Genomic DNA, 21,329 nt, shown 5'->3' with positions numbered 1-21,329 from the left:
CGGCCCCCTGTCTGACGGCACACTCAGCAGCAAGTTCCGCCGGGATCGCACTCCTGGGCACCGACGGTGCTGTCGACCGGCTTGCGGGCGCGGATGATCGCAGCATGGAGGCCGTCGGCCGCCTCTTGGGTGAACACGACCTCCGCGTCCTTCAGGCCGACCGCGTCGAGGAGTTCCTTGTACTCGGCGACCGAGAGCGCCCCCGCGATGCACTGACTGTGCCCACCGCGCTCGGCCCGCTCCGCAGGGCTGAGCCGGTCCTCGGCGACTACATCGCTGATGCCCAGGCGGCCGCCGGGAGCAAGGACACGGGCCATCTCCGCGAAGACGGCGGGCTTGTTCAGCGACAAGTTGATCACGCAGTTGGAAATGATCACGTCGATGGTGTCGGCGGGCAGCGGGATGGACTCGATCGTGCCCTTGAGGAGGACGACGTTGTCGATCTCCGCATCGGCGACGTTGCGGCCGGCGAGGGCGAGCATCTCCTCCAGGAAGTCCAGGCCGAAGACACGGCCGTCGGGGCCGACTCTCCGGGCGCTGAGGATGACGTCCAGGCCGCCGCCCGATCCCAGATCGAGGACAGTCTCACCCTCCCGCAGTTCCGCGACGGCACTCGGGTTGCCGCAGCCGAGGCTGGCGAGGAGAGCGGCGTCCGGCGCGGTGCCCGGACCGATCTCGTCATAGGCGGCGGGACCGAAGGTCCGGGGGTCGGGCGAGCAGCAGGCGCCGCTGGTCTCGGCCTCGGCCGCTTTGGACCGGTAGTACTCCCGGACCTCTTCCTGCAAGCTGCCGGCGGTGGTGTCACTCATGACGGTGGTCCTTCTCGATCAGGCGCCGGCGGGGGCGAGGCGGTGCACGGGACGTGGGTAGGAGGGTTTGAACGACACCGGAGTGGTCGCGGAGGAAATGACGGCGGTGGCTTTGTCGGCGGCCTTGACGGCCTCGGTGACAGCCGTGTCCAAGGCATCGGGCTCGCAGGCGACCCTGGCGTTGACTACAGCCCGGCCCACCGCGGCGTACGCGTCGGCGGCGCGGTCGAGAGTGGGCTGCGCGCCGGACTCGGTGAGGCTGAGCTTGGCGAAGTCGCCGTCGGTCGTGTCCACGGTGATCTTGGCGTGACCGATCACGGCGTCGTGCTCCGCGGCCCATACGGACAGCTCTCGGAGGACCGTACGGGCCCACTCGGTCGCGTTGAACGCGTCCCCGGCGGCGGTGAGCCCGAGTTCCTGATTCATCCAGGCCAGCTGGGCTTCGGCGGCGGCATAGCGGTCGTAGTCGATGTCGAGGACGACGTCCCCGTTCGTCGCCGGCGCCTGCCAGGCGTCGAGCAGCGTCTCCAGATGGTCACCGGAGGTGGCCGAGTACCCGACCACAGTCGCCTTGGGGTTGCTCGCGCGGAGCGCGGCAAGCAGCTCCTCAGCCCGGTCCGGTCGGATGGTGTCCAGCTTGTTCACGGCGATGACGTCGGCCTCGGTGACCTGTTGACGGAAGAGGTACGACAGGTCCGACTCCGGCTCGCCCCTCTCGGCGGCACGGGCGAAGGCCAGGTGGCGCAGGGGGTCGACCACGGTGGTCAGGGGTGCGACAACCATGTCATCGCCGTAGTACTGGCGCAGCGGTCGTACGACGGTGGCTTGGAGGTCGGTACAACTACCGACGGCTTCCGCGATCACGGTGTCGACGCTGTCGGACGCGACGAGCGCGACGACGGCCTCGACGAGGTCCTCGAATTTGCAACAGAAGCAGCCGCCCGTGACCTCGGCGACACTGTTGAGCTTGCTTCGCACCAGTTTGGTGTCCACCAGTTCGACACCCTGGTCGTTGGTGATGACCGCAACCTTGCGGCCCCGCTCCTGGAGGGCCAGCGCGGCCGCGGTCATGGTCGTGGTCTTGCCCGCCCCGAGGAACCCGGTCAGGGGGATGAAGGTGATCATGTGGTCCTTCTGTCCTTGTCGTGGAGCCGGGCGAGGTCAGCCGCAGCAACTGTCGCCGGAGCTGTCCAGGAGGGGCAGGTTCACAGGTTGAGCCGGAGCGGGAGAAGCCGCACCGAACGCGATGCGCCTGCTGTTTCCGAAGGCGTTGAGCCATGCTCTCGCCCGCGGTCGCAGCGCTGGGTCGGAGAGCAGTATCGAGGTGGTGACCTCGCGCGGGGTGCAGCCGCGCAGGGCCTTCGCCTGGTGGGCTCCGGCGCCGAATTCAACGGTGCGCAGCCCCTCTGCGTAGGCATCGCGGACGGGTGCGTCGAGTACGAGGGCGAAGTAGATGCCGCTGCGCTCGCCGATCGCTGCGTAGTCGAAGCCGGCCCACTTGGGGAAGAGCCGGTGGTTCTTGCGGATGGTGACGCAGGTGGCGACGAGTGCGCCGCCCTTGTAGCCGAGATATGCGCGGACGTCTGCGCCGTCGTCGATGAGCGCGGAGAGGATGCCGACGATGTGCTCGGGCTCTTCGCCGGCGCCGTTCTTCTCCCGGTTGAGGCACGTGAGTTCGGCGATGCGGGCGACATAGGGACGGATGCCGGTGCCGTCGACGCGCTCGATGGTCACGCCCGCGGCCTCGGCGCGACGGACGTCACCCTTGATTCGCTGGCGCTTCTTCAGCGGCAGGGCAGCGAGGTGACCTTCCCAGTCCGGGGCGTCGAGGCTCATGAAGTCCTCGAAGCCCCAGAATGCACTGGAGGCGCCGGCGGCGTTGAGCGCGTCGACGAGGGCATCGTTGCCACGTCGGCCAGGAATCCAGGGCGCGACGATGCAGCGGATCCCGGCCTCGAATGCGGCGGGAACGAGATTGTCGACGATGGCCCCCATCAGGCTGGGAGTCCAGAAGTTGTAGGCGACCTCGGTGCGGTAGCCCAGCGGGGAGCCGAGCAGGAGCGCCGGAAAGAAGGGCTCGGTTCCCAGCTCGTCGACTTCGGCGCTCCGTGCGGCGTCGGTCTCCGCGCCGCAGCACACCTCTTCGCCGGAGGGCGCCTGCCATCCGAGATAGGTGCGCGGCTCATGGTCGACGACCGGCGGGGTGGTGAGGATGTAGCCGGGGAGAAGGGCCAGTTCACCACGGGCACGGTGGGCGAGAGTGTGCCAGGGCTGAACGTCGGGGAGTACCTTCTCGGTGGCCCGCAACCAACTGGGGCCGAGGTACGGCCATGAGTCGGTGAGCCCGGCGAGCTCTCCCGCCCAGTCCATGTCGGGGAGTGCCTGGCCGGTGGAAATGACGACGCGGGGTGATCCACCCATGTCAGTGTCCTCTTCTTGTGAGCGGGTGGGTCAGCACTTCACGCAGCAGCGGATCTTGCCGGCATCCTCGGCATCGGTGCGGCGCTCCTGCCAGAGCTGCTCGACGCGCTTGTCGGGGTGGGTCCACTCGACCCAGAATCCGCGGTCGACGGTGGCGATGTCCTCCATCCAGGGCGAGGAAAGCAAAGGGGAACCCTTGAACAGCAGCAATCGAGTCTGCAGGGCTGTGGGGTCGGTGACGTGGGCCAGGCCCGTCTCGACAAGCCAGTCCTCGAAGCCGATGAGTTCCTCGTACTCGATCCACGGGGTGAACGGGATGAACGTCGGGTACAGCTCGAAGCCGATACGCTCCGCCTTTTCGACCGCCTCGCGCATGTGATCTACGTCGATGTGCTTGTCGAAGATGCGCAGGATGCGGTTGGAGGGGAACTCGAGGGCGCAGGTGACACGGCGCAGTCCGAGCGAGACGAGCTTTTCCAGCTCCTTCGTGTAGTCCAGAACATGATCGACACGTGTGGTGAACTCGAACGTGATCGGACCGATGGCCTCGACAAGCCGTTCGACGACGCCGATGCCGATGGTGCGGGAATTGAAGAACTCGGCGTCGATGAAGCAGAAGTGCCGAACGCCCTCTTCAGCGAGCTGCAGGGCGTCGGCCAGGACGCTGTCGGCGTCGTAGGCCGCGACGCCACCGTCGTACGCGCCGTACACGGAGCAGTAGGTGCACTTGTGGTGGCAGCCTCGGGAGGCCTCGATGTTACCCATCAGACCGAAGGGCGAGTGGTGCGCAGGGTAGTGCACGAGTGACGGGAACAGGTCTCGGGCGGGCTTGGTGACAGAGATGCGCCGCCGCGGGGGTTTGGGTCGCATCCCGGTACCGGTCATCAGAGCGGGAACCGCGTCGAGCGCGAGAGTGCCGGCGGCGAGTCGGGACAGCTCCTCACCGATGAGTTCCGGCTCCTCCATGACGACGCCGTCGGCAACCTTGAGGAACTCCCTGTGGTTCATCTGCGCATACTGACCGAAGACCACGACTGTGGTGCCGTACGCCTCCGATACCCTCCGGGCCAGGGCGATGCCCCGCTCAAGCCCTTCGAACTGCTGGACCGAGACGAGCGTCAGGTCGAAGGGGCCCTCCGGAATGGCGTCGGGAAGCAGGTGCGCGTCCCAGCCGACGACATCGGCGCCGTAGTGCTGCAAAGCGGCAGCCGCACACGCGGACGTCAAGGGCTGGAGCTCCGCCTCGAACGCAGAGGCAACCAGGACACGGGCACTACTCACACTTCCCCCCAGGGAGTGATCAAGGAGCGTGACGGGTCGAGACGGGGCCGGGTCAGAGCCCAGGTCGGTATCGACGCTGTCGACCGACGGCGGAACCCTGCCAGCTTTGAACGATGTATGTCAATAGATCGATGAATTGCCGTGGGGGGTCGAACCGATGCCCCTGGCACCGCTGGGGCTTGTCACCCCGATACGACCTACAGCGTGACCAGTTGCGTACGGCGTCCATCAAGCGAAGGCACTCGTCGACTCGACCCAGGGCACGAGTTCGATCGCTGGTCATCGATCCTTTCCCTCAGCCAGATCTCGCCAGGAAGCCTCTGAGGCGGTAGCGTTCGACCACGGCGTCACGGTCCACACCCGGGGTCAGCGGGTGAACGACCGCAGATTCCCCCGGCGTTTCGGGCCCTTCGTAGAAGAACGGATCGAACGCCGATCAATCAGGCGTGTGAGCCCCTCCCCAGCAGCTCCCCATGGTCCGCAGCGAGCCGCCCAACCCGTCCGAGGAGCAGGGCGGGACCGGCGGCATCGCCGGCATCCGTGTCCGCACCACTCCAAGGCCCGCCGGGCGTAGGAGTGGTGCGCCGTCGCTGCTCATGCCTGATCACCATCCCTCCCTCTCCGCAAAGGCACCGCCATGTCTTTCACGATCTCTGAATCCTCCCGCAGAACAGTGCGGTCCACCGGACGGCGCGTCCGTCAGGGCGCCTCCCTCGCCTCCGCCTGTCTCCTCCTCTCTGCAGCCCTGACCGGCTGCGCCGGCTCCGCGAAAGCCGGCTCGAACGCCATCCAGGCCAGTGGCTCGACCACTGTCGCCCCGGTGGCTTCGGACGCGGCCGAGGCGCTGAAGAGCAAGGGCTTGAACATCACCGTCGCCACCCAGGGCGGCTCAGCCGGCGGGATCTCCCAACTCGGCACCGGCCAGATCAACATCGCCCTCAGTTCCAAGCCCCTGTCCGAGACGGACAAGAAGGCCTATCCCGACACCGACTTCGTCACCACCCAGATCGGCGCCGACGCTGTCGGTGTCATCATCACCAAGGAGGTGGCCGACGGCGGGGTCAAGGGCCTGTCCAAGGCGCAGGTCGCGGGCCTGTTCGAGGGCAAGATCACCAACTGGAAGGAGGTCGGCGGCCCCGACCTCCAGGTTTTCGTGTACGACAAGGAGCCAGGTCGCGGCACTCGTGAGGTGCTTGACAAGTTCATCTACGGCGAAGGGGAGCCGCCGGCCCCGCCCAAGTCGGCGAACTACGCCATCGTGGGCGGAAACCTGGAGACCCGCAACAAGTTGAAGTCCACTCGGGGTTCCATCGCCCCGCTGTCGACCGGATTCATCGACGGTCACCCCGAGCTGGTCGCCGTCCCGCTGGAGGGCGTCGCCCCCTCGCTGGCAAACGTGGCTTCGGGGGCGTACCCGATGACCCGCCCGCTGTTCATGATTACGAACGGCAAGCCGGAGGGCACCGTCAAGCAGTACATCGACTACATCCTCTCGCCCAACGGCCAGAAGCTGTTGACCCAGCACGGCTACCTCACGCTCAAGCAGATGGGCCTCTGAGCATGGGCCTCACTCTGGAGCGCCCCACCCAGGCGCCCGGTCCCTCGGTGCCGCTGTCTTCTTCCGGGAGCAACCGCGGCAAAAGGGCGAGATGGGTCTGGGGCTGGGCCTACAGCGGCGTCCTGTCCGTACTCCTGACGCTCACGGTCCTGCTCGGATACCTGGTCACGGGCATCGCGAGCGGAACCGTCGACTGGACCGCACTGCTCACCTCATCCACCTGGAGCCCGGGAAACCTCACCTTCGGCGGCCTGGCCATGATCTATGGCTCGGCTGTCGTGTGCGTTCTGGCACTGCTCCTCGCCGTCCCGGTCGGCTGGGCGGCTGCCATCGCCCTGTCCGAGTACCTTCCGCCCCGCCTCGCCAAACCCCTGCGCCTGAGCATCGAACTCCTGGCAGCGGTGCCTTCCATCGTCTACGGCCTCATCGGCATCATGATCATCAGGCCGTTCGTGGCGGGTCTCGGCAACGTTCCGGGCGGAGACAGCCTGCTCGCCGCCGGCATCGTCCTCGCCGTGATGATCATGCCTACGATCGCGGCGGTCAGCGTGGACGCGCTGGCCGCCGTACCCGGCCGGTACCGGGAAGCCGCGTACTCCCTCGGCCTGACCCGCCGGGAGGTCATCAGGTCAGCCGTCCTGCCCCGGGCACGCTCCGGCATGCGGGCCGGCGTCCTCCTCGGCCTGGCCAGGGCGTTGGGTGAGGCCATCGCGGTCTTCCTGGTCATCGGCCGCGCCGACGACCGGCTTCCCGAGTCCCTCGGGGATGTCTTTTCCTTCCTCGTTCGCCCCGGCCAGACACTCACCACCAAACTGGCCGGCCCCGAACCGATGCTCGCCGGCACCTCCGGTCCCTACTTCGCGGCCCTGTGCGCGCTCGGCGTCATCCTGCTGGTCCTGGTCGCCGTCGCCACCGTCTGGGGAACCCGCGGTTCCGCGAAGGGGGGCGCGCGCGCCCCACGTGCCCGGCGTTCCTCCGCGTGGTTGCGCATTCCGAAGGACCGGCTCACCACCGTCGTCCGGCTCGGCGCCCTGCTGCTGCCAGGCACACTTCTCCTCGGCATGCTCGGCATCCTCTTGGCCCGTGGAGGTGCGGCACTCAACCCCGTCTTCTGGTTCACGGCCTCCGAGGGCGCGGCAGGGGGTGGCATACGTGATCAGATACTCGGCACTCTTCTGCTCCTTGCGACCACAGCTCTGATCGCGCTGCCGCTCGGCTACGGCGCGGGCATCGTGATCGGCACAAGGGCCTCGGCAAAAGCCACCCGCGTTCTGGAGACACTGACCGTAACAGTCGGCGGAACCCCTACCATCCTGCTGGGCCTCGCCGGGTACGTCCTCTTCTGCACAACCATGGGGTGGGGCCGTTCCTGGCTGGCCGGCACCATGGTCCTGGTGCCCGTGGTGGTCCCGGTCGTCGCCCTCACCACAGCGGGCCGGATTCGAAGCATGCCGGCGGAAATCACCGAAGCCGCACTGGCGCTGGGCCTGACCAGCTCCCAGTACGTCCGCTCCGTGGTCATCCCCTACACCTGGCCGGCCACGCTCACCGGCCTCCTGCTCGGCCTCGCCCGGGCCGCAGGTGAAACCGCTCCCCTGATCTTCACTGCCACAGTCTTCTTCGGGGCGCCCGCCGTCCCGAGCGGCATCGTCAACGCTCCGATACAGGCCCTGCCCACGCACATCTTCACCCTCTCCCAGGACTCGGGCGCCCCCGAGGCAGTCGACCAGGCATGGGGCAGTGCCCTCGTGTTGGTCCTCATCACCGCAGCCCTCCTCGGTCTCGCGGTGTTCCTGCGCAACCGCTTCGAAGGAGCACGACGATGGACGGTCTGACACCCGGTCTCACGACCACGGCCCGCACGGTCGACAAACCCGTCATCGCGGTGCGCGACCTGCAGATCTTCAGCGGCACCAAGCATCTGGTGGGCCCGGTCACCTTCGAGCTGGCCTCCGGGTCAACGACCGGGCTGTGCGGTCCGTCCGGCGCCGGCAAGTCCACTGTGCTGCGCGCTCTGGTCGACCTCCTGCCCCACGGACTCCGTCGCCGGGGCGAGGTACGGGTCCTCGACCGTCCCGTCCGGTACGGCAAGGGCGACGCCGACCTGCGCAGCACCGTCGTCCTGGTGCCGCAAACCCCCGTGGTCTTCGGCGGCAGCATCCTGGACAACGCCCTCTTCGGCCTCCGCCACCTGGTGCGGGCGTCCCGGACGGAGCTGCGCGAGCGCGTCGAGCAGGCACTGCGTGAGGCGGGTCTGTGGGGAGAGGTTTCCGACCGACTGGACACGCCCGCCCAGACCCTGTCCAACGGCCAGCGCCAGCGCCTGTGCCTGGCCCGTGCCTTGGCCCTTGAGCCGGCGGCTCTCCTGCTCGACGAGCCGACCAGCGCCCTGGACGAGCGGAGCCGCGACACCGTCGAGGAGTCCGTGGCGGCACTGCGGGGCAACCGGACCGTCCTGCTCGTCTCCCACGACCCCGCGCAGGTGGAGCGGCTCTGCGACCGTACGGTCCGCATAGACCTGCCGAACGCCGACGCCTCCTCTGTGACGGCGGGCTGATATTCCGTACGCCCCGGCCGTACTCGACGAACGTGGTCCCGGCCCCGTCCTTCCGCGCACGCGCGGTTCAGCGCACCCGTCCCCGTGCCTTCAGCGGTACGTCGGGCAGTGCCGGGGCCGGGATCGGGGGGCCGTCGTAGCCGTGGACCGTGCCGAAGCGGGTGCCGGTCATCCAGTCCTCGCGGGCTCGGGCGATCTCCTCCTGGGTGCGGCCCACGAAGTTCCACCACATGACCAGTTCCTCCTCGAACGGCTCGCCGCCCAGGAGCATCAGGCCGGCGTCCGATGCGGCGCGCAGCGGGAGTTCGGTGCGACCGCAGCCGAGGTAGAGCATCGAGCCCGGCAGGACGGGGACGCCGTCCACCTCCGCCTCGCCGGACATCGACAGCACGGCGTACTCGAAGTCGGGGTCCAGGGGCAGCCGGGTCTCGGTGCCGCGCGCCAGGGCGAGGTCGGCGCCGACGATCGGGGTGTACGCGGTGCCCGGCGAGACGGCACCGTCGAGTTCGCCGAGGATCACGGTGGCGGTGAGGCCGGGCGCGGTGACCACGGGCAGGTCGCTGTGGTGCTGGAAGTGCGGCTCCACGAAGCGGTGCGCCTCGGGGAGCGCCACCCAGAGCTGGGCGCCGTGGAGCAGGCGGGCGTGCTGCTTGGGGCTCTCCTCCGAGTGGCTGATCGCCCGCCCGGACGTCATCAGCCCGAGTTCGCGCGGGCGCACGGTCTGGAGGCTGCCGAGGCTGTCCCGGTGCAGCACCTCCCCCTCGTGCAGCCAGCTCACCGTCTGCAAGCCCATGTGGGGGTGCGGCGGCACCTGCATACCGGGTTCGTCGGCGATGTCGTCGGGGCCGTAGTGGTCCACGAATGCCCAGGCGCCGACCATCCGGCGGCCCAGGTTCGGCAGCAGCCTGCGCACCTCGGTGGACTCCCCCAGCCGTACCGTGCGCGGGGCGAGGAGTTCGCGTACGGGTTCGGCCACGACGAAGCCGCGCCCTCCGCAGACGGTGGGGACGGCCTGGCGATCGAGATTGCTCATGGCACTCAACCTATTCCGCTGCGGGTGGGGGGTGGGCGTTGCCCACGCCGGACAGTTAGTGGAATGTTAAACCACCTGTGGGTGTTGTGCGGATCGGACACCGCCGGGAACCGCCCGGCCGCCGCGCGATCCCAGGAGGCGTCATGAGCGACAGCTACTACGAGTTCGGCACCGCCGCCGAGCGCTGGGAGCGGGCGGGCTTCTTCTTCGACGCGAAGGAGTACACGACGGCCGCGCGCATCCTCGGCGGACTCGTCGAGGAGGTCCCGGAGCAGGTCGCTCCGCGCCTGCTCCTCGCGCGTGCCTACTACCACTCCGCGAGCCTCGGGCGGGCGGAGGCGGAGCTGCGGGCGGTGCTGGAACGCGACCCCGTGGAGGGCTACGCGCGGCTCATGCTCGGCCGCACGCTGGAGCGGCAGGGCCGCCAGGCCGAGGCGGACACCCAGCTGCGGCTGGCCGCGGCACTGTCGGGCGACTTCGGTCCTGCGGAGGACGACGAGCCCGTAGCGGACCGGAGCGCCTAGCCGCCGTAACGGAGCGGCGGCGTAGCCGCCGCGGACGCGTTCGCGGGCCTGCCCGTACGCGCGCCGCGCCGGGCGGGCGGGGCAGGGCCGCGCCCGCCCGCCCGGCGCGCCATGAAGGAGCGCGTCCCCATATTCAGGTGCCGCGCCCCTTCCGGCCGTGATACCTCACGTCCTCATGAACGTTCTCGAGACTCCGCGCCTCTCCCTGCGCGAGATGACCCCCGCCGACGCGGGGCAATTGATCGCCGGCACGCCCGGCGACGGGGTGCGCTGGGCGCCCGGCTACCCCTCCCCCGGTGACCTGCGGGCCGCCGCGCGCCTCCTCGCCGCCTGCGCGGACACCGGCGATCCGAGCCCCTTCGGGTCGTACGAGATACGGCTCCGCACGGACGAGGCCGTCATCGGTGGAATGGGCTTCCACGGAGCGCCCGACGAGCACGGCGGCGTCACCATCGGGTACGGGCTCGTGGAGTCCGCGCGGGGCAAGGGGTACGCCTCCGAGGCGCTGCGGGCGCTGATCCGGTTCGCCCGGCAGCAGGGCGCCGCCAGGGTGCTCGGGGACGCCGATGTCGACAACGTCGCCTCCCAGCACGTGATGACGGCGGCCGGGATGCGCCTCGTGGCCGAGGACGACGCGCTCCGGTACTACCTCGTCGACTGGCCGCAGGCCCACCGGTGACCGCCCGGCGGGCCTGCGTACGTACGGCTGTCAGCCCACGGCGGCTGCCGCCCGGGCGGCCTCGGGCGCACCCGCCCTCGGCACCAGCAGCCGTTCCGTGAGATGGCCGAAGACCAGGCCGAACGCGGTCCAGAGCGTGGCCTGCACGGCGAGTGTGGCCAGCCGGAACTGCCACAGCAGCGTGGCCGGGAAGTCCGTGCCGACCTCGTTGAACGACGGCAGGAACGCGTAGGCGAGACCGATCAGCAGTACGTAGCCGGCCGCTGCGGCCACCGTCGCGTTCCAGTTGCCCAGGCGGGGTGCCAGCCGCTTGCCGACGATGACGGCGGCGACGGCCAGCAGCACGCTGAGGGCGACCATCAGGAAGAACAGCGCGGTGCGCCGGCCGATGGTGTCGGGGTCGCCGACGGCCGGCGGGTTGGCCGGGTACTTCAGGAACGGCACGACGTACACGCTGAGCAGCGCGGCGCCCGCGATCAGCGCGGCCGTGGCGCGCGGGCCGAACCGGCCCACGCGGCCCAGGGCGTAGCAGAAGACGAGCGCGGCGATGCCGCCCACGGCCACGCCGAACACGAGGACGCCGGTGGCGAGGCCGGCGGTGGACTGGACGCCCCGGCTGACGAGTTCCTCGCCCGCGCCGTGGTCGTGGCCGTGGGCGCTGTGGGCCGCCTCTTCGAGGGCGATGGCGGCGTCCACGCGGGACTCGCCGAGGAAGTAGGCCACGAGCATCGCGAGCGCGCCCGCGACGAGGCCGGCCAGCATGCCGCGGACCAGCAGGGCTCTGACGGATATGGAGTTCATGTGGGATTCCCCTGGATCGGCCGGTGGGTCAGTGGCAGGGGAAGCCGAGAAGGTGGCGGCCGTCGTGGACCCACTCGTGGACGCCGGTGCCCGAGATGAGCGAGGTGGCGCCCTGTTCGGCGCCGACGAAGTAGAGCAGGACCAGCATGAGGATGCCGAAGAAGACCGCCCAGGGGGCCAGAGTCTTCGCGGAGACGGGGGTGATGGCCGATGCGCCGGTGGTGTGGGCAGCACTCTGTGCCATGGCAGAACCTCCTGTGGGAACACGCGTCCCGTTCGTGGTGCCTGAGACGAAGGTGCCGGGTCTGACTCCCCGCAGCAGGGCGGGTACACAGTGGCGCGACCGTGCCGGATTCTCACCGGACTTCCGTCACACCCTCGTCATGTCGCCGCGACCATACCCCCTGGACACCGGGTGCCGCCACGGCGCGTACGGTCGGCCGGGTGCCCCGGATGCCATGGTGGGCCCTGACGTGCGGCCACTGTTCGGGGAGTTGGGGGGCGGGGATGACGGTACGGGTGATGCTGGTCCCACCGGCGATGAACGCGGCGCTGCGCGAGGCCCGGTTCGCCGGCGACGCCGCGCCGGACGAGTCGGGTCTGCGTGCGGCCCGGAGCGCGGCGGCCCATGTGCCGGACGCGGACCGGGTGTTGTGCGGCCCGTCCGGGCGGTGCGCCGGGACGGCGGAGGCGTTGGGGCTGCGCGCGGTATGTGAACCCGCGTTGCGGGAGTGGGAGTTGGGGCGGTGGGCAGGTGAGCGGCTGGACGAGGTGAGCGCACGGGAGCCGGACGCGGTCGCCGCCTGGCTGGCCGATCCGGTGGCGGCCCCGCACGGCGGTGAGTCGCTGCTCGACCTGTGCGCCCGTGCGGGGGCGTGGCTCGACTCGCTGAACGGTGCGGGCCGGGTGCTGGCGGTCACCGAGCCGTCCCTGGTGCGCGCGGCCGTGGTTTACGCGCTCGCGCTGCCGCCGCAGGCGTTCTGGCGCCTCGACGTCGCCCCGCTCACGCTGACGGAGCTGAGCGGGCGGGCGGGCCGGTGGAACCTGCGCTGCGGCCGGCCCCTCGCACCGGACGGCGGAACGTGAAGCACGTCCGCCGTCCCTGGGGAGCGGCGGCCCCTACCCCCGGTACGTCTCCAGCAGCCTCAGCCACACCTCGCTGATCGTCGGGTACGACGGGACCGCGTGCCACAGGCGGGAGACCGGGATCTCACCGGCCACCGCCATCGTCGCCGAGTGGAGCAGTTCCGCGGTGCCGGGGCCGACGAAGGTGACGCCCAGCAGGATCTCCCGGTCCAGGTCCACGATCATGCGGGCGCGGCCCCGGTAGCCGTCCGCGTACAGGCCCGAACCGGCCACCGAGGCCAGGTCGTAGTCGACGGCGCGGACGCGGTGGCCGGCCTGTTCGGCCTCGGCGAGGGAGAGGCCCACCGACGCGGCCTCCGGGTCGGTGAAGACGACCTGGGGGACGGCGGCGTGGTCGGCGGTGGCCGCGTGGGCGCCCCAGCGGGCGGTGTCCAGGGGCTTGCCCAGGGCGCGGGCGGCGATCGCGTCGCCCGTGATGCGCGCCTGGTACTTGCCCTGGTGGGTCAGCAGCGCGCGGTGGTTGACGTCGCCTGCGGCGTAGAGCCAGTCCGAGCCCTCGACGCGGCAGGTGTCGTCGACGGTGAGCCAGGAGCCGGGTTCCAGGCCCACCGTCTCCAGGCCCAGGTCGTCGGTGCGCGGGGCGCGGCCGGTGGCGAAGAGGATCTCGTCGGCCTCGACGCTCTCGCCGTTGTCGAGTTCGACGGTGACCGGCCCGTCGGGGGCCGGACGGCGTACGGCGGTGGCGGAGACGCCCGTACGGATGTCGGCCCCGGCCTCCGTGAGCGCCTCGGCGACCAGTTCGCCGGCGAAGGGTTCCATCCGGGGCAGCAGCCCCTTGCCGCGTACGAGCAGGGTGACCTCGGAGCCGAGTCCGGCCCAGACGGTGGCCATCTCGACGCCGACGACGCCTCCGCCGACGATCGCGAGCCGGCCGGGCACCTCCTTGGCGCTGGTGGCCTCCCGGCTGGTCCAGGGGCGGGCGTCGTCGATGCCGGGCAGGCCGGGCACCACGGCGCGGCTGCCGGTGCAGACGGCCACGGCGTGCCGGGCGGTGAGCCGGTGCTCGGTGCCGTCCGGCGCGGTGACGGTGACCTGCTTGGGCCCGGTGAGCCGGCCGCGGCCCCGGAAGATGTCGGCGCCGATCCCGTCGAGCCAGGCGACCTGGCCGTCGTCCTTCCAGTGGGAGGCGTACTCGTCCCGGTGGGCGAGGACCGCCGAGGCGTCCAGCGGACCCCGGACGGCGTCGTCGAGGCCGGGGACGCGGCGGGCGTCGGCGCGGGCCACGACGGGGCGCAGCAGGGCCTTGCTGGGCATGCAGGCCCAGTAGGAACACTCGCCGCCGATCAGTTCGGACTCGACGACGGCGGTGGTCAGCCCGGCGGCGCGGGCCCGGTCGGCCACGTTCTCACCCACCGGTCCGGCTCCGATGACCACGACGTCGTACGCGACAGGCTCCGGTGCATGTGTCATGCGGCCCATTCTGGTCATGGGTGTGGGCGTCGGCCACATGGGCAGAGGCGGAATAGCACGCGTACGGGCACCGTTGTGCCGGACACGTCTCATACGGGCAAGGAAGAGGTAGCAACGCATGAGCACCGTTGAGCTCACCAAGGAAAACTTCGACCAGGTCGTCAGCGACAACGACTTCGTTCTGATCGACTTCTGGGCTTCCTGGTGCGGTCCGTGCCGGCAGTTCGCACCCGTCTACGACGCGGCGTCCGAGCGCCACACGGACCTGGTTTTCGCCAAGGTGGACACGGAGGCGCAGCAGGAGCTGGCGGCGGCGTTCGACATCCGTTCGATTCCGACGCTGATGATCGTCCGGGACAATGTGGCCGTCTTCGCGCAGCCGGGCGCGCTGCCCGCGACGGCCCTGGAGGACGTCATCGGGCAGGCGCGGAAGCTGGACATGGACGAGGTCCGCAAGTCCATCGAGGCCGAGAAGAACGGCGGGGCCGCCGGGCAGCAGTAGCCGCCCCGCCCGCGCGTGGTGCGGGGCGGGTCAGGTGCCCGCGCCCGCGTCCACGCCCGTGTCCGCGTCCTGTTCGGCGAGCCGGGCCACGAGGCCGTAGTCGAGCTCCGAGCCGTCGACGAGCAGGCCCTCGACCGCGCGTGTCCGGGGGTCGATGTCGGCGACCATGCCGTCGCCCGCGTACCGGGGGTAGCCGGTCTCGCCGGTCTCACCCGTGGCGGTGACGACGGCCGAGCGGATGGCGGCGCCGGGGCCCGGCGCACCGGAGCCCCTGGCCGCTGCCGCTCCCCTGACGCTGGCCCCCGTGTCGCCGCCCCCGGCCGCGGGGGCCTTGTCGTCGGTGAACGCGGGGACGATGAGGATTTCGTAACTCTGCGGATGGCTCATGGCAATGACGCTAGGTCCTGTCCGGGGTTCCGGCACGGGGTGGGGACCGGACAGGGCCCGGGCGCGGGACGTGCGTCGCGCGGGTCGTCGGGCCCGGTTCGGCCGTTCAGCTGGATTCCCGCCGTACGGTGCGGGCGCGCAGCAGGTCGTGCCGTTCGGGCGGGGTCCTGGGGTGCCGTACGAAGCGGTCCACCAGGTCCGCGAGCGGCTGTGCGGTCGCCAGTTCCATGCGTACGCTGCTGAGCCGCGGCCGGAGCAGCCGGCCGATCATGGAGTCGTCCGCGCCGACCACGGCCGCCGCGCCCGGCACGTCGATCCCGGCGTCCTGGAGCGCCCGCATCAGGAGCATCGCGTACGTGTCGTCGTAGGCGAACACGGCGTCCAGGCCGAGCGAGGGCCAGCGGGCGGCGAGCGCGGCCGCTGACTCCTCGTCGTACCGAAGCGGCAGCGGTTCGACGGTGGCGCCTGCGCTCAGCGCGGCCTCCCGGGCGCCGGCCAGGCGCGGGGCCGCGAACAGGGCGGTGCCGGGGTCCTCGGGCATCACCACGCCGATGCGGCGCCTGCCGCGTTCCAGCAGATGGCGCACCGCGCAGCCGCCGACCTCGCGCTGGTCCATGATCAGCGCGTGGGCGCCCTCGACGGGCTGGGGGCCCAGGGTGATGACCGCCTTGGCTCCGGAGCGCCGGAGGACGGCTATGCCGCGCGGGGCGAGCGGGACGGAGCCGGGCACGATGACGGCGGCCGGGCGCAGTTCCGCCCAGGCGCGGGCGGCGTCGTCGGCGCCGAGACCGAGCGAGCCGTACTGGACGACGGTGTAGTCGAGGCGGCGCAGGCCCGCCTCCAGTTCGCGCAGGAAGCGCAGGTGCAGCGGCCCGGTCGGCAGATGGCCGGTGGGCAGGAGCACCATGCGGGAGTGGCCCGCGCGCAGGGTGCGGGCCGCCGCGTGGGGGACGTAGCCGAGTTCGTCGGCGGCCTCCCGTACCCGGCGGCGGGTCTGATCACTGATCCGCACCTGCGTGTTGTTGTTGAGGACGTAGGACACGGTGGCCCGCGAGACGCCTGCGAGCCGCGCCACGTCGGCGCTGGTCGGGACGGGGCCTTCGGAGGGCTGCTGGGGTAACTGAATCATGGCTCCGGGCAGTCTCCCAGACCCGCGCCACGGCCCGGCGCGCAGGCTGTGCGCGAGAACCCCCTAGGGTGTGGCGATGACGATCAGGAACTTCAGCGGCAGCCAGGACGGTCTTCCCGGACGGATCGGTTCCGCGGCCACGTCGGAGGCAGACCCGCGCGACGTGGGCCCGGTCCGGACCTCGTACGCGCCCGACCGGGACGGCGCGCCCGACCCCGGGGAGATCGTCTGGACGTGGGTTCCCTTCGAGGAGAACGACGGGCGCGGCAAGGACCGTCCGGTCCTGGTGGTCGCGCGGGAGGCGGCGGGCACGCTGCTGGCGGTGCAGCTGTCCAGCAAGCAGCACGATCTGGACCGGGAGTGGGTGGCCCTGGGCGCGGGCCCCTGGGACAGTTCGGGCCGCCCGTCCTGGGTGGACCTGGACCGGGTGCTGCGGGTGCACGAGGACGGGATGCGGCGTGAGGCGTGCGCGCTGGACCGGGGCAGGTTCGACCTGGTGGTGGGGCGGCTGCGGGAGCGCTACGGCTGGCGGTGACGGTTTCTTGGACGTGCCGGGGGCGGCGCGCGCGGCCCGGCCCCCTTATGGTGCATACGGGGCATCAGCGGCGCCCTGTCGTATCGGATTCGATCCGAAATCCGGCGCACAAGGCACTCTTGTGCGATCTGTTTGCAGCGGTTTGGGTAGGACGGACGCACCGGCACTAGGAGGCCCGGCATGTCATCCGACACACCCGGCGGCCATGGTCCGCCCGGTCTCGCTCCTCCTCTCGACGAGGACGGGGCGGAGGAGTTACTGCGCGGCATCTGCTTCAAGACGGGGCCGCCGCGCACGGTGGGCGTGGAACTCGAATGGCTCCTGCACCACCGCGACCACCCGCACCGTCCCGTACCGCCCCACCTTCTGGAAGCGGCCGCATCGGCCGTCCGGGCGCTGCCCCTGAGCGCGGCGCTCACCTTCGAACCCGGCGGCCAGCTGGAGCTCAGCTCGCGCCCCGCCGCTTCCCTGATGGCGTGTGTCGAGGACACCGCCGCCGATCTCGCCGCCGTACGGACCGCGCTGGACGGCCTCGGCCTCGTCCCGGCCGGTCTGGGCGTCGATCCCTGGCAGTCGCCGCGCCGGCTCCTGCGCGAACCCCGCTACGAGGCCATGGAGCAGGCGCTGGACCGGTGGGGACCGGCCGGCCGCGCCATGATGTGCACCACCGCGTCCGTGCAGGTCTGCCTGGACGCCGGTGAGGCGGAACCGGGCCCGCTCGGGTACGCGCGGCGGTGGCAGCTGGCCCATCTGCTGGGGGCGGTGCTGGTGGCGGTGTTCGCCAACTCGCCGTACCGGGAGGGCCGGCCGGTGCCCTGGCGGTCGGCCCGGCAGTCGCTGTGGGCCGTCCTGGACCCGCGTCGCACGCTGGCCCCGGACGGGCTGCTGCCGCCTCGGGACGCCTGGGCCTCGCACGTCCTGGACACGCCCGTGCTGTGTGTACGGGGCGAGGGGCCGTGGGCCGTGCCGGACGGGCTCACCTTCCGGGAGTGGCTGCGGACCGGATCGCCCCGGCCGGCGGAGCGGGACGACCTCGACTACCACCTGACCACGCTGTTCCCGCCGGTGCGCCCGCGCGGCCATCTGGAACTGCGCATGATCGACGCACAGCCCGGCGAGGACGGCTGGATCGTGCCGCTGGCCGTCACGACCGCCCTGTTCGACGACCCGGAGGCCGCCGAGACGGTGTACCGGACCGTCAAGCCGCTGGCCGAGACGGCCGGGACCGGCGCCGCCCCGCGCAATCCGCTGTGGACCTCGGCGGCCCGCGACGGACTGGCCGACCCGGAGCTGCGCCGGGTGGCGGACGTCTGCTTCCGGCTCGCCCGGGAGGCGCTGCCCCGGCTGGGTGCGGGCCCGGCCGTGCGGGACGCGGTCGCCGCCTTCCACGACCGCTATGTCGTCCGGGGCCGGTGCCCGGCGGACGACCTGCGGGACCTGCTCACCACGGGCGGGGCGCGCCGCCCGGTCCATCCGAAGGGGACCCTGTCATGACCGAATCCCCCGCTCCCCCGTACACCGGGGACGACGAGGCGCTGCGCGGGCGGGCGCTCGCCGCGCTGCTGACCGCCCGGAACCGCACGGCGCTGCTGACCGACAGTGTGGACGACCACGAGCTGACCGCCCAGCACTCGCCGCTGATGTCGCCGCTGGTCTGGGACCTGGCGCACATCGGCAACCAGGAGGAGTTGTGGCTGCTGCGCCAGGTCGCCGGGCGGGAGGCGATGCGTCCGGAGATCGACGGGCTGTACGACGCGTTCGAGCATCCGCGCGCCACCCGGCCCTCGCTGCCGCTGCTCGCGCCGGGCGAGGCACGCGCGTACGCCCTGGAGGTGCGCGGCAGGGCGCTGGACGTGCTGGAGTCCGCCCCGCTGGGTGACGGGTCCGCGCTGCTCAGGTCCGGTTTCGCGTTCGGGATGATCGCGCAGCACGAGCAGCAGCACGACGAGACGATGCTCATCACCCATCAGCTGCGGTCGGGCCCTGCGGTGCTGGCGGCGCCGGAGCCGCCGGGGGCCGCGGACGCACCGGCGCTGCCGTCCGAGGTGCTGGTGCCCGGCGGCCCGTTCACCATGGGCACGTCGACGGAGCCATGGGCGCTGGACAACGAGCGCCCCGCGCACCGCAGGGACGTCCCCGGGTTCTGCATCGACACGGCCCCGGTGACGTGCGGCGCGTACCGGGCGTTCATCGAGGACGGCGGCTACGGCGAGCGGCGCTGGTGGGCGCCGGAGGGCTGGGCGATGGTCCGCGAGCACGAGCTGACCGCCCCGCTGTTCTGGCACCGGGACGGCGGGCAGTGGCTGCGCCGCCGGTTCGGGGTGACGGAGCCGGTGCCGGACGACGAGCCGGTGCTGCACGTCAGCTGGTACGAGGCCGACGCGTACGCGCGCTGGGCGGGGCGGCGGCTGCCGACGGAGGCGGAGTGGGAGAAGGCGGCCCGCCACGACCGCGTCTCGGGGCGTTCGCGGCGCTATCCGTGGGGCGACGAGGACCCGACGCCGGAGCGGGCCAATCTGGGACAGCGCCATCTGCGGCCGGCGCCCGCCGGGGCGTATCCGGCCGGGCGGGCGCCGTGCGGTGCCGGGCAGCTGATCGGCGATGTGTGGGAGTGGACGGCGAGCGACTTCCTGCCGTATCCGGGGTTCGCGCCGTTCCCGTACCGCGAGTACTCGGAGGTGTTCTTCGGCCCGGAGCACAAGGTGCTGCGGGGTGGTTCGTTCGCGGTGGACGCGGTGGCCTGCCGGGGCACGTTCCGCAACTGGGACCTGCCGGTGAGGCGGCAGATCTTCTCGGGCTTCCGCACCGCGAGGGACCTCTGATGTGCCGGCACATCGCCTACCTGGGGCCGCCGGTCGCCCTGGGCGAGGTGCTGTCGCGGCCGCCGCACTCGCTGGTGCGGCAGTCCTGGGAGCCGCGCCGGCAGCGGTACGGGACGGTCAACGCGGACGGTTTCGGGGTCGGCTGGTACGCGGACGGGGACCCGGTTCCGGGCCGCTACCGGCGCCAGGGGCCGGTGTGGGGCGATGAGACCTTCGCCGATCTGGCCAGGGTGGTGCGCAGCGGCGCGCTGCTGGCGGCGGTCCGGGACGCGACCGGGGCGGACCCGGACGGGGAGGCGGCCGCCGCGCCGTTCGCCGCGGACCGGGTGCTGTTCAGCCACAACGGCGCGGTGAAGGGCTGGCCGGGCTCGATGGAGTCCGTCGCCGCCACCCTGCCCCCGGCCTCGCTGCTGCGGCTCACCGCCCGCAGCGACTCCGCGCTGGTGTGGGCGCTGGTGCGGCACCGGCTGGCGGCGGGCGACACGCTGGACCGAGCGGTGGCGGACACCGTGCTGGAGGTGGCGGAGGCGGCGCCGGGCTCCCGGCTCAACCTGCTGCTCACCGACGGCCGCGGCCTGGTGGCGACCACCTGGGGCGACACGCTGTGGCACCTGACCGAGCCGGGGCGGCACACGGTGGTCGCCTCGGAGCCGTACGACGACGATCCCCGCTGGTACGAGGTGGCCGACCGCACCCTGCTCACCGCGACCGCCGGAGAAGTCCTGCTCACCCCGCTGAAGGAGCCCTGCCCGTGAGTCCCTTCCTGCTGACCCGCACCCTGCCGGAGGACGCGACGGACGCGGCGCTGCGCGCCGATGTGCTGCACGGCCTGACCCGGCGCCCGAAGACGCTGCCGCCCAAGTGGTTCTACGACGCCCGGGGCAGCGAGCTGTTCGAGGAGATCACCCGGCTGCCCGAGTACTACCCGACGCGCGCCGAGCGGGAGATCCTGATCGAGCGCGCCGGGGAGATCGCCGCCGCGTCCGGGGCCCGCACCCTGGTGGAGCTGGGTTCCGGCTCGTCGGAGAAGACCCGTCATCTGCTGGACGCGCTGCCGGGGCTGCACACCTATGTGCCGGTGGACGTCAGCGAGAGCGCGCTGCGCGGCGCGGCGGACGCCCTGCTCGAAGAGCGGCCCCAGCTGTCCGTGCACGCGCTGATCGCCGACTTCACCGCCGGACTCACCCTGCCCGAGACGCCCGGGCCCCGGCTGGTGGCGTTCCTGGGCGGCACGCTCGGCAATCTGCTGCCGGACGAGCGGGCGGTGTTCCTGCGGTCGGTGCGCGAGCTGCTGGCACCGGGCGACACGCTGCTGCTGGGCACGGATCTGGTGAAGGACGAGGAGGTGCTGGTCGCGGCGTACGACGACGCGGCCGGGGTGACGGCGGAGTTCAACCGGAACGTGCTGTCGGTCGTGGACCGGGAGCTGGGGGCGGACTTCGTGCCGCACGACTTCGCGCATGTGGCCCGGTGGAACCCGAAGGAGGAGTGGATCGAGATGCGGCTGCGGGCCCGCCGCTCGCTGACGGTGAAGATCCCGGAACTGGATCTGGTGGTGCCGTTCGAGGCGGGTGAGGAGCTGCGTACGGAGGTGTCGGCGAAGTTCCGCGAGGACGGGGTGCGCCGGGAGCTGGCCGGTGCGGGGCTCCGGCTCACGCACTGGTGGACGGACGCGGAGGACCGATTCGCGCTGTCCCTGTCCGCGGTGGACTGAGTCCGCAGGGGACCGCCCACG

General features: G+C 71.5%; 22 protein-coding genes. 12 read left to right on the top strand and 10 right to left on the bottom strand.

Going from position 1 to position 21,329, the window contains the following annotated elements:
* Window positions 1-23: 23 nt before the first annotated feature.
* From OG710_RS28225 to arsL, 4 genes are read right to left on the bottom strand one after another with little or no spacing between them, the layout of a single operon-like run.
* Window positions 24-809, bottom strand: coding sequence for a methyltransferase domain-containing protein (locus tag OG710_RS28225; protein WP_330241864.1), 786 nt, complete (start codon window positions 807-809; stop codon window positions 24-26).
* Window positions 810-827: 18 nt separating this feature from the next.
* Complete coding sequence (locus OG710_RS28220; protein ID WP_330241863.1) at window positions 828-1,934, bottom strand: GTP-binding protein; 1,107 nt, start codon at window positions 1,932-1,934, stop codon at window positions 828-830.
* Window positions 1,935-1,970: 36 nt separating this feature from the next.
* Window positions 1,971-3,230, bottom strand: coding sequence for a GNAT family N-acetyltransferase (locus OG710_RS28215; protein ID WP_330241862.1), 1,260 nt, complete (start codon window positions 3,228-3,230; stop codon window positions 1,971-1,973).
* A gap of 30 nt (window positions 3,231-3,260) precedes the next feature.
* Complete coding sequence (gene arsL, locus OG710_RS28210; protein WP_330241861.1) at window positions 3,261-4,511, bottom strand: arsinothricin biosynthesis radical SAM protein ArsL; 1,251 nt, start codon at window positions 4,509-4,511, stop codon at window positions 3,261-3,263.
* Between the two features lie 637 nt (window positions 4,512-5,148).
* Between arsL and OG710_RS28205 the strand changes: the two genes are divergently transcribed.
* From OG710_RS28205 to OG710_RS28195, 3 genes are read left to right on the top strand one after another with little or no spacing between them, the layout of a single operon-like run.
* Window positions 5,149-6,069: a phosphate ABC transporter substrate-binding protein gene (locus OG710_RS28205; protein ID WP_330241860.1), complete on the top strand. Its 921-nt coding sequence runs from the start codon at window positions 5,149-5,151 to the stop codon at window positions 6,067-6,069.
* A 2-nt stretch (window positions 6,070-6,071) separates the two neighbouring features.
* Entirely contained in the window at window positions 6,072-7,904 is a 1,833-nt protein-coding gene (pstC, locus tag OG710_RS28200; protein ID WP_330241859.1) for a phosphate ABC transporter permease subunit PstC, read from the top strand.
* On the top strand, window positions 7,892-8,626 hold the full coding sequence (locus tag OG710_RS28195) for an ATP-binding cassette domain-containing protein (protein ID WP_330241858.1): 735 nt from the start codon (window positions 7,892-7,894) through the stop codon (window positions 8,624-8,626). The genes pstC and OG710_RS28195 overlap by 13 nt, the downstream gene beginning before the upstream one ends.
* 67 nt (window positions 8,627-8,693) lie before the next feature.
* On the opposite strand, the gene OG710_RS28190 is transcribed toward OG710_RS28195, so the two are convergent.
* Window positions 8,694-9,659 (bottom strand): pirin family protein, encoded by a 966-nt coding sequence (locus OG710_RS28190; protein ID WP_330241857.1) that lies wholly within the window; start codon window positions 9,657-9,659, stop codon window positions 8,694-8,696.
* A gap of 143 nt (window positions 9,660-9,802) precedes the next feature.
* Here OG710_RS28190 and OG710_RS28185 point away from each other — a divergent pair, with 143 nt between their 5' ends.
* Window positions 9,803-10,183 (top strand): tetratricopeptide repeat protein, encoded by a 381-nt coding sequence (locus tag OG710_RS28185; RefSeq protein ID WP_330241856.1) that lies wholly within the window; start codon window positions 9,803-9,805, stop codon window positions 10,181-10,183.
* 175 nt (window positions 10,184-10,358) lie between these two features.
* Complete coding sequence (locus tag OG710_RS28180; protein WP_330241855.1) at window positions 10,359-10,862, top strand: GNAT family N-acetyltransferase; 504 nt, start codon at window positions 10,359-10,361, stop codon at window positions 10,860-10,862.
* Window positions 10,863-10,892: 30 nt separating this feature from the next.
* Here OG710_RS28180 and OG710_RS28175 read toward each other — a convergent pair whose 3' ends face one another.
* Window positions 10,893-11,663 (bottom strand): CbtA family protein, encoded by a 771-nt coding sequence (locus OG710_RS28175; protein WP_330241854.1) that lies wholly within the window; start codon window positions 11,661-11,663, stop codon window positions 10,893-10,895.
* Window positions 11,664-11,691: 28 nt separating this feature from the next.
* Window positions 11,692-11,907 carry a CbtB domain-containing protein gene (locus OG710_RS28170; protein WP_330241853.1) on the bottom strand — a complete coding sequence of 72 codons (216 nt, stop codon included), beginning with the start codon at window positions 11,905-11,907 and terminating at the stop codon, window positions 11,692-11,694.
* Window positions 11,908-12,170: 263 nt separating this feature from the next.
* On the opposite strand from OG710_RS28170, the gene OG710_RS28165 reads away from it, so the two are divergent.
* A complete protein-coding gene (locus OG710_RS28165) occupies window positions 12,171-12,749 on the top strand; it encodes a histidine phosphatase family protein (protein WP_330241852.1) in 579 nt (192 codons plus the stop codon).
* Window positions 12,750-12,782: 33 nt separating this feature from the next.
* Here the strand turns inward: OG710_RS28165 and OG710_RS28160 are convergent, their stop codons facing one another.
* Window positions 12,783-14,219 (bottom strand): dihydrolipoyl dehydrogenase family protein, encoded by a 1,437-nt coding sequence (locus OG710_RS28160; protein WP_330241851.1) that lies wholly within the window; start codon window positions 14,217-14,219, stop codon window positions 12,783-12,785.
* Window positions 14,220-14,337: 118 nt separating this feature from the next.
* Between OG710_RS28160 and trxA the strand changes: the two genes are divergently transcribed.
* The gene (gene trxA, locus OG710_RS28155) at window positions 14,338-14,721 is read left to right on the top strand and encodes a thioredoxin (protein ID WP_330241850.1); all 384 of its coding nucleotides are present in this window, start codon (window positions 14,338-14,340) and stop codon (window positions 14,719-14,721) included.
* 30 nt (window positions 14,722-14,751) lie between these two features.
* On the opposite strand, the gene OG710_RS28150 is transcribed toward trxA, so the two are convergent.
* On the bottom strand, window positions 14,752-15,108 hold the full coding sequence (locus tag OG710_RS28150; RefSeq protein ID WP_330241849.1) for a hypothetical protein: 357 nt from the start codon (window positions 15,106-15,108) through the stop codon (window positions 14,752-14,754).
* 106 nt (window positions 15,109-15,214) lie between these two features.
* Complete coding sequence (locus tag OG710_RS28145) at window positions 15,215-16,237, bottom strand: LacI family DNA-binding transcriptional regulator (RefSeq protein ID WP_330241848.1); 1,023 nt, start codon at window positions 16,235-16,237, stop codon at window positions 15,215-15,217.
* 76 nt (window positions 16,238-16,313) lie between these two features.
* Between OG710_RS28145 and OG710_RS28140 the strand changes: the two genes are divergently transcribed.
* The 5 genes from OG710_RS28140 to egtD all read left to right on the top strand — a co-directional run bounded on the left by OG710_RS28140 (window position 16,314) and on the right by egtD (window position 21,308).
* Window positions 16,314-16,772: a type II toxin-antitoxin system PemK/MazF family toxin gene (locus tag OG710_RS28140; RefSeq protein ID WP_330241847.1), complete on the top strand. Its 459-nt coding sequence runs from the start codon at window positions 16,314-16,316 to the stop codon at window positions 16,770-16,772.
* Window positions 16,773-16,952: 180 nt separating this feature from the next.
* On the top strand, window positions 16,953-18,266 hold the full coding sequence (egtA, locus tag OG710_RS28135) for an ergothioneine biosynthesis glutamate--cysteine ligase EgtA (RefSeq protein WP_330241846.1): 1,314 nt from the start codon (window positions 16,953-16,955) through the stop codon (window positions 18,264-18,266).
* On the top strand, window positions 18,263-19,594 hold the full coding sequence (gene egtB / locus OG710_RS28130; protein WP_330241845.1) for an ergothioneine biosynthesis protein EgtB: 1,332 nt from the start codon (window positions 18,263-18,265) through the stop codon (window positions 19,592-19,594). Before egtA ends, egtB begins: the two co-directional genes overlap by 4 nt.
* Complete coding sequence (egtC, locus tag OG710_RS28125) at window positions 19,594-20,349, top strand: ergothioneine biosynthesis protein EgtC (RefSeq protein ID WP_330241844.1); 756 nt, start codon at window positions 19,594-19,596, stop codon at window positions 20,347-20,349. Before egtB ends, egtC begins: the two co-directional genes overlap by 1 nt.
* Window positions 20,346-21,308, top strand: coding sequence for an L-histidine N(alpha)-methyltransferase (egtD, locus tag OG710_RS28120; RefSeq protein WP_330241843.1), 963 nt, complete (start codon window positions 20,346-20,348; stop codon window positions 21,306-21,308). Before egtC ends, egtD begins: the two co-directional genes overlap by 4 nt.
* The last annotated feature ends 21 nt before the right edge of the window (window positions 21,309-21,329 follow it).

The organism is Streptomyces sp. NBC_00525 (assembly GCF_036346595.1).
GTDB lineage: Bacteria > Actinomycetota > Actinomycetes > Streptomycetales > Streptomycetaceae > Streptomyces.
Note: the sequence above shows the minus strand (reverse complement) of the source record. Positions and strands in the feature narration are given on the sequence as shown.

Excerpts from the sequence above, each read along its gene's own strand:
- OG710_RS28225 (WP_330241864.1), bottom strand. The coding sequence starts at position 809 with ATGAGTGACACCACCGCCGGCAGCTTGCAGGAAGAGGTCCGGGAGTAC.
- OG710_RS28220 (WP_330241863.1), bottom strand. The coding sequence starts at position 1,934 with ATGATCACCTTCATCCCCCTGACCGGGTTCCTCGGGGCGGGCAAGACC.
- OG710_RS28215 (WP_330241862.1), bottom strand. The coding sequence starts at position 3,230 with ATGGGTGGATCACCCCGCGTCGTCATTTCCACCGGCCAGGCACTCCCC.
- OG710_RS28205 (WP_330241860.1), top strand. The coding sequence starts at position 5,149 with ATGTCTTTCACGATCTCTGAATCCTCCCGCAGAACAGTGCGGTCCACC.
- pstC (WP_330241859.1), top strand. The coding sequence starts at position 6,072 with ATGGGCCTCACTCTGGAGCGCCCCACCCAGGCGCCCGGTCCCTCGGTG.
- OG710_RS28195 (WP_330241858.1), top strand. The coding sequence starts at position 7,892 with ATGGACGGTCTGACACCCGGTCTCACGACCACGGCCCGCACGGTCGAC.
- OG710_RS28190 (WP_330241857.1), bottom strand. The coding sequence starts at position 9,659 with ATGAGCAATCTCGATCGCCAGGCCGTCCCCACCGTCTGCGGAGGGCGC.
- OG710_RS28185 (WP_330241856.1), top strand. The coding sequence starts at position 9,803 with ATGAGCGACAGCTACTACGAGTTCGGCACCGCCGCCGAGCGCTGGGAG.
- OG710_RS28180 (WP_330241855.1), top strand. The coding sequence starts at position 10,359 with ATGAACGTTCTCGAGACTCCGCGCCTCTCCCTGCGCGAGATGACCCCC.
- OG710_RS28175 (WP_330241854.1), bottom strand. The coding sequence starts at position 11,663 with ATGAACTCCATATCCGTCAGAGCCCTGCTGGTCCGCGGCATGCTGGCC.
- OG710_RS28170 (WP_330241853.1), bottom strand. The coding sequence starts at position 11,907 with ATGGCACAGAGTGCTGCCCACACCACCGGCGCATCGGCCATCACCCCC.
- OG710_RS28165 (WP_330241852.1), top strand. The coding sequence starts at position 12,171 with ATGACGGTACGGGTGATGCTGGTCCCACCGGCGATGAACGCGGCGCTG.
- OG710_RS28160 (WP_330241851.1), bottom strand. The coding sequence starts at position 14,219 with ATGACACATGCACCGGAGCCTGTCGCGTACGACGTCGTGGTCATCGGA.
- trxA (WP_330241850.1), top strand. The coding sequence starts at position 14,338 with ATGAGCACCGTTGAGCTCACCAAGGAAAACTTCGACCAGGTCGTCAGC.
- OG710_RS28150 (WP_330241849.1), bottom strand. The coding sequence starts at position 15,108 with ATGAGCCATCCGCAGAGTTACGAAATCCTCATCGTCCCCGCGTTCACC.
- OG710_RS28145 (WP_330241848.1), bottom strand. The coding sequence starts at position 16,237 with ATGATTCAGTTACCCCAGCAGCCCTCCGAAGGCCCCGTCCCGACCAGC.
- OG710_RS28140 (WP_330241847.1), top strand. The coding sequence starts at position 16,314 with ATGACGATCAGGAACTTCAGCGGCAGCCAGGACGGTCTTCCCGGACGG.
- egtA (WP_330241846.1), top strand. The coding sequence starts at position 16,953 with ATGTCATCCGACACACCCGGCGGCCATGGTCCGCCCGGTCTCGCTCCT.
- egtB (WP_330241845.1), top strand. The coding sequence starts at position 18,263 with ATGACCGAATCCCCCGCTCCCCCGTACACCGGGGACGACGAGGCGCTG.
- egtC (WP_330241844.1), top strand. The coding sequence starts at position 19,594 with ATGTGCCGGCACATCGCCTACCTGGGGCCGCCGGTCGCCCTGGGCGAG.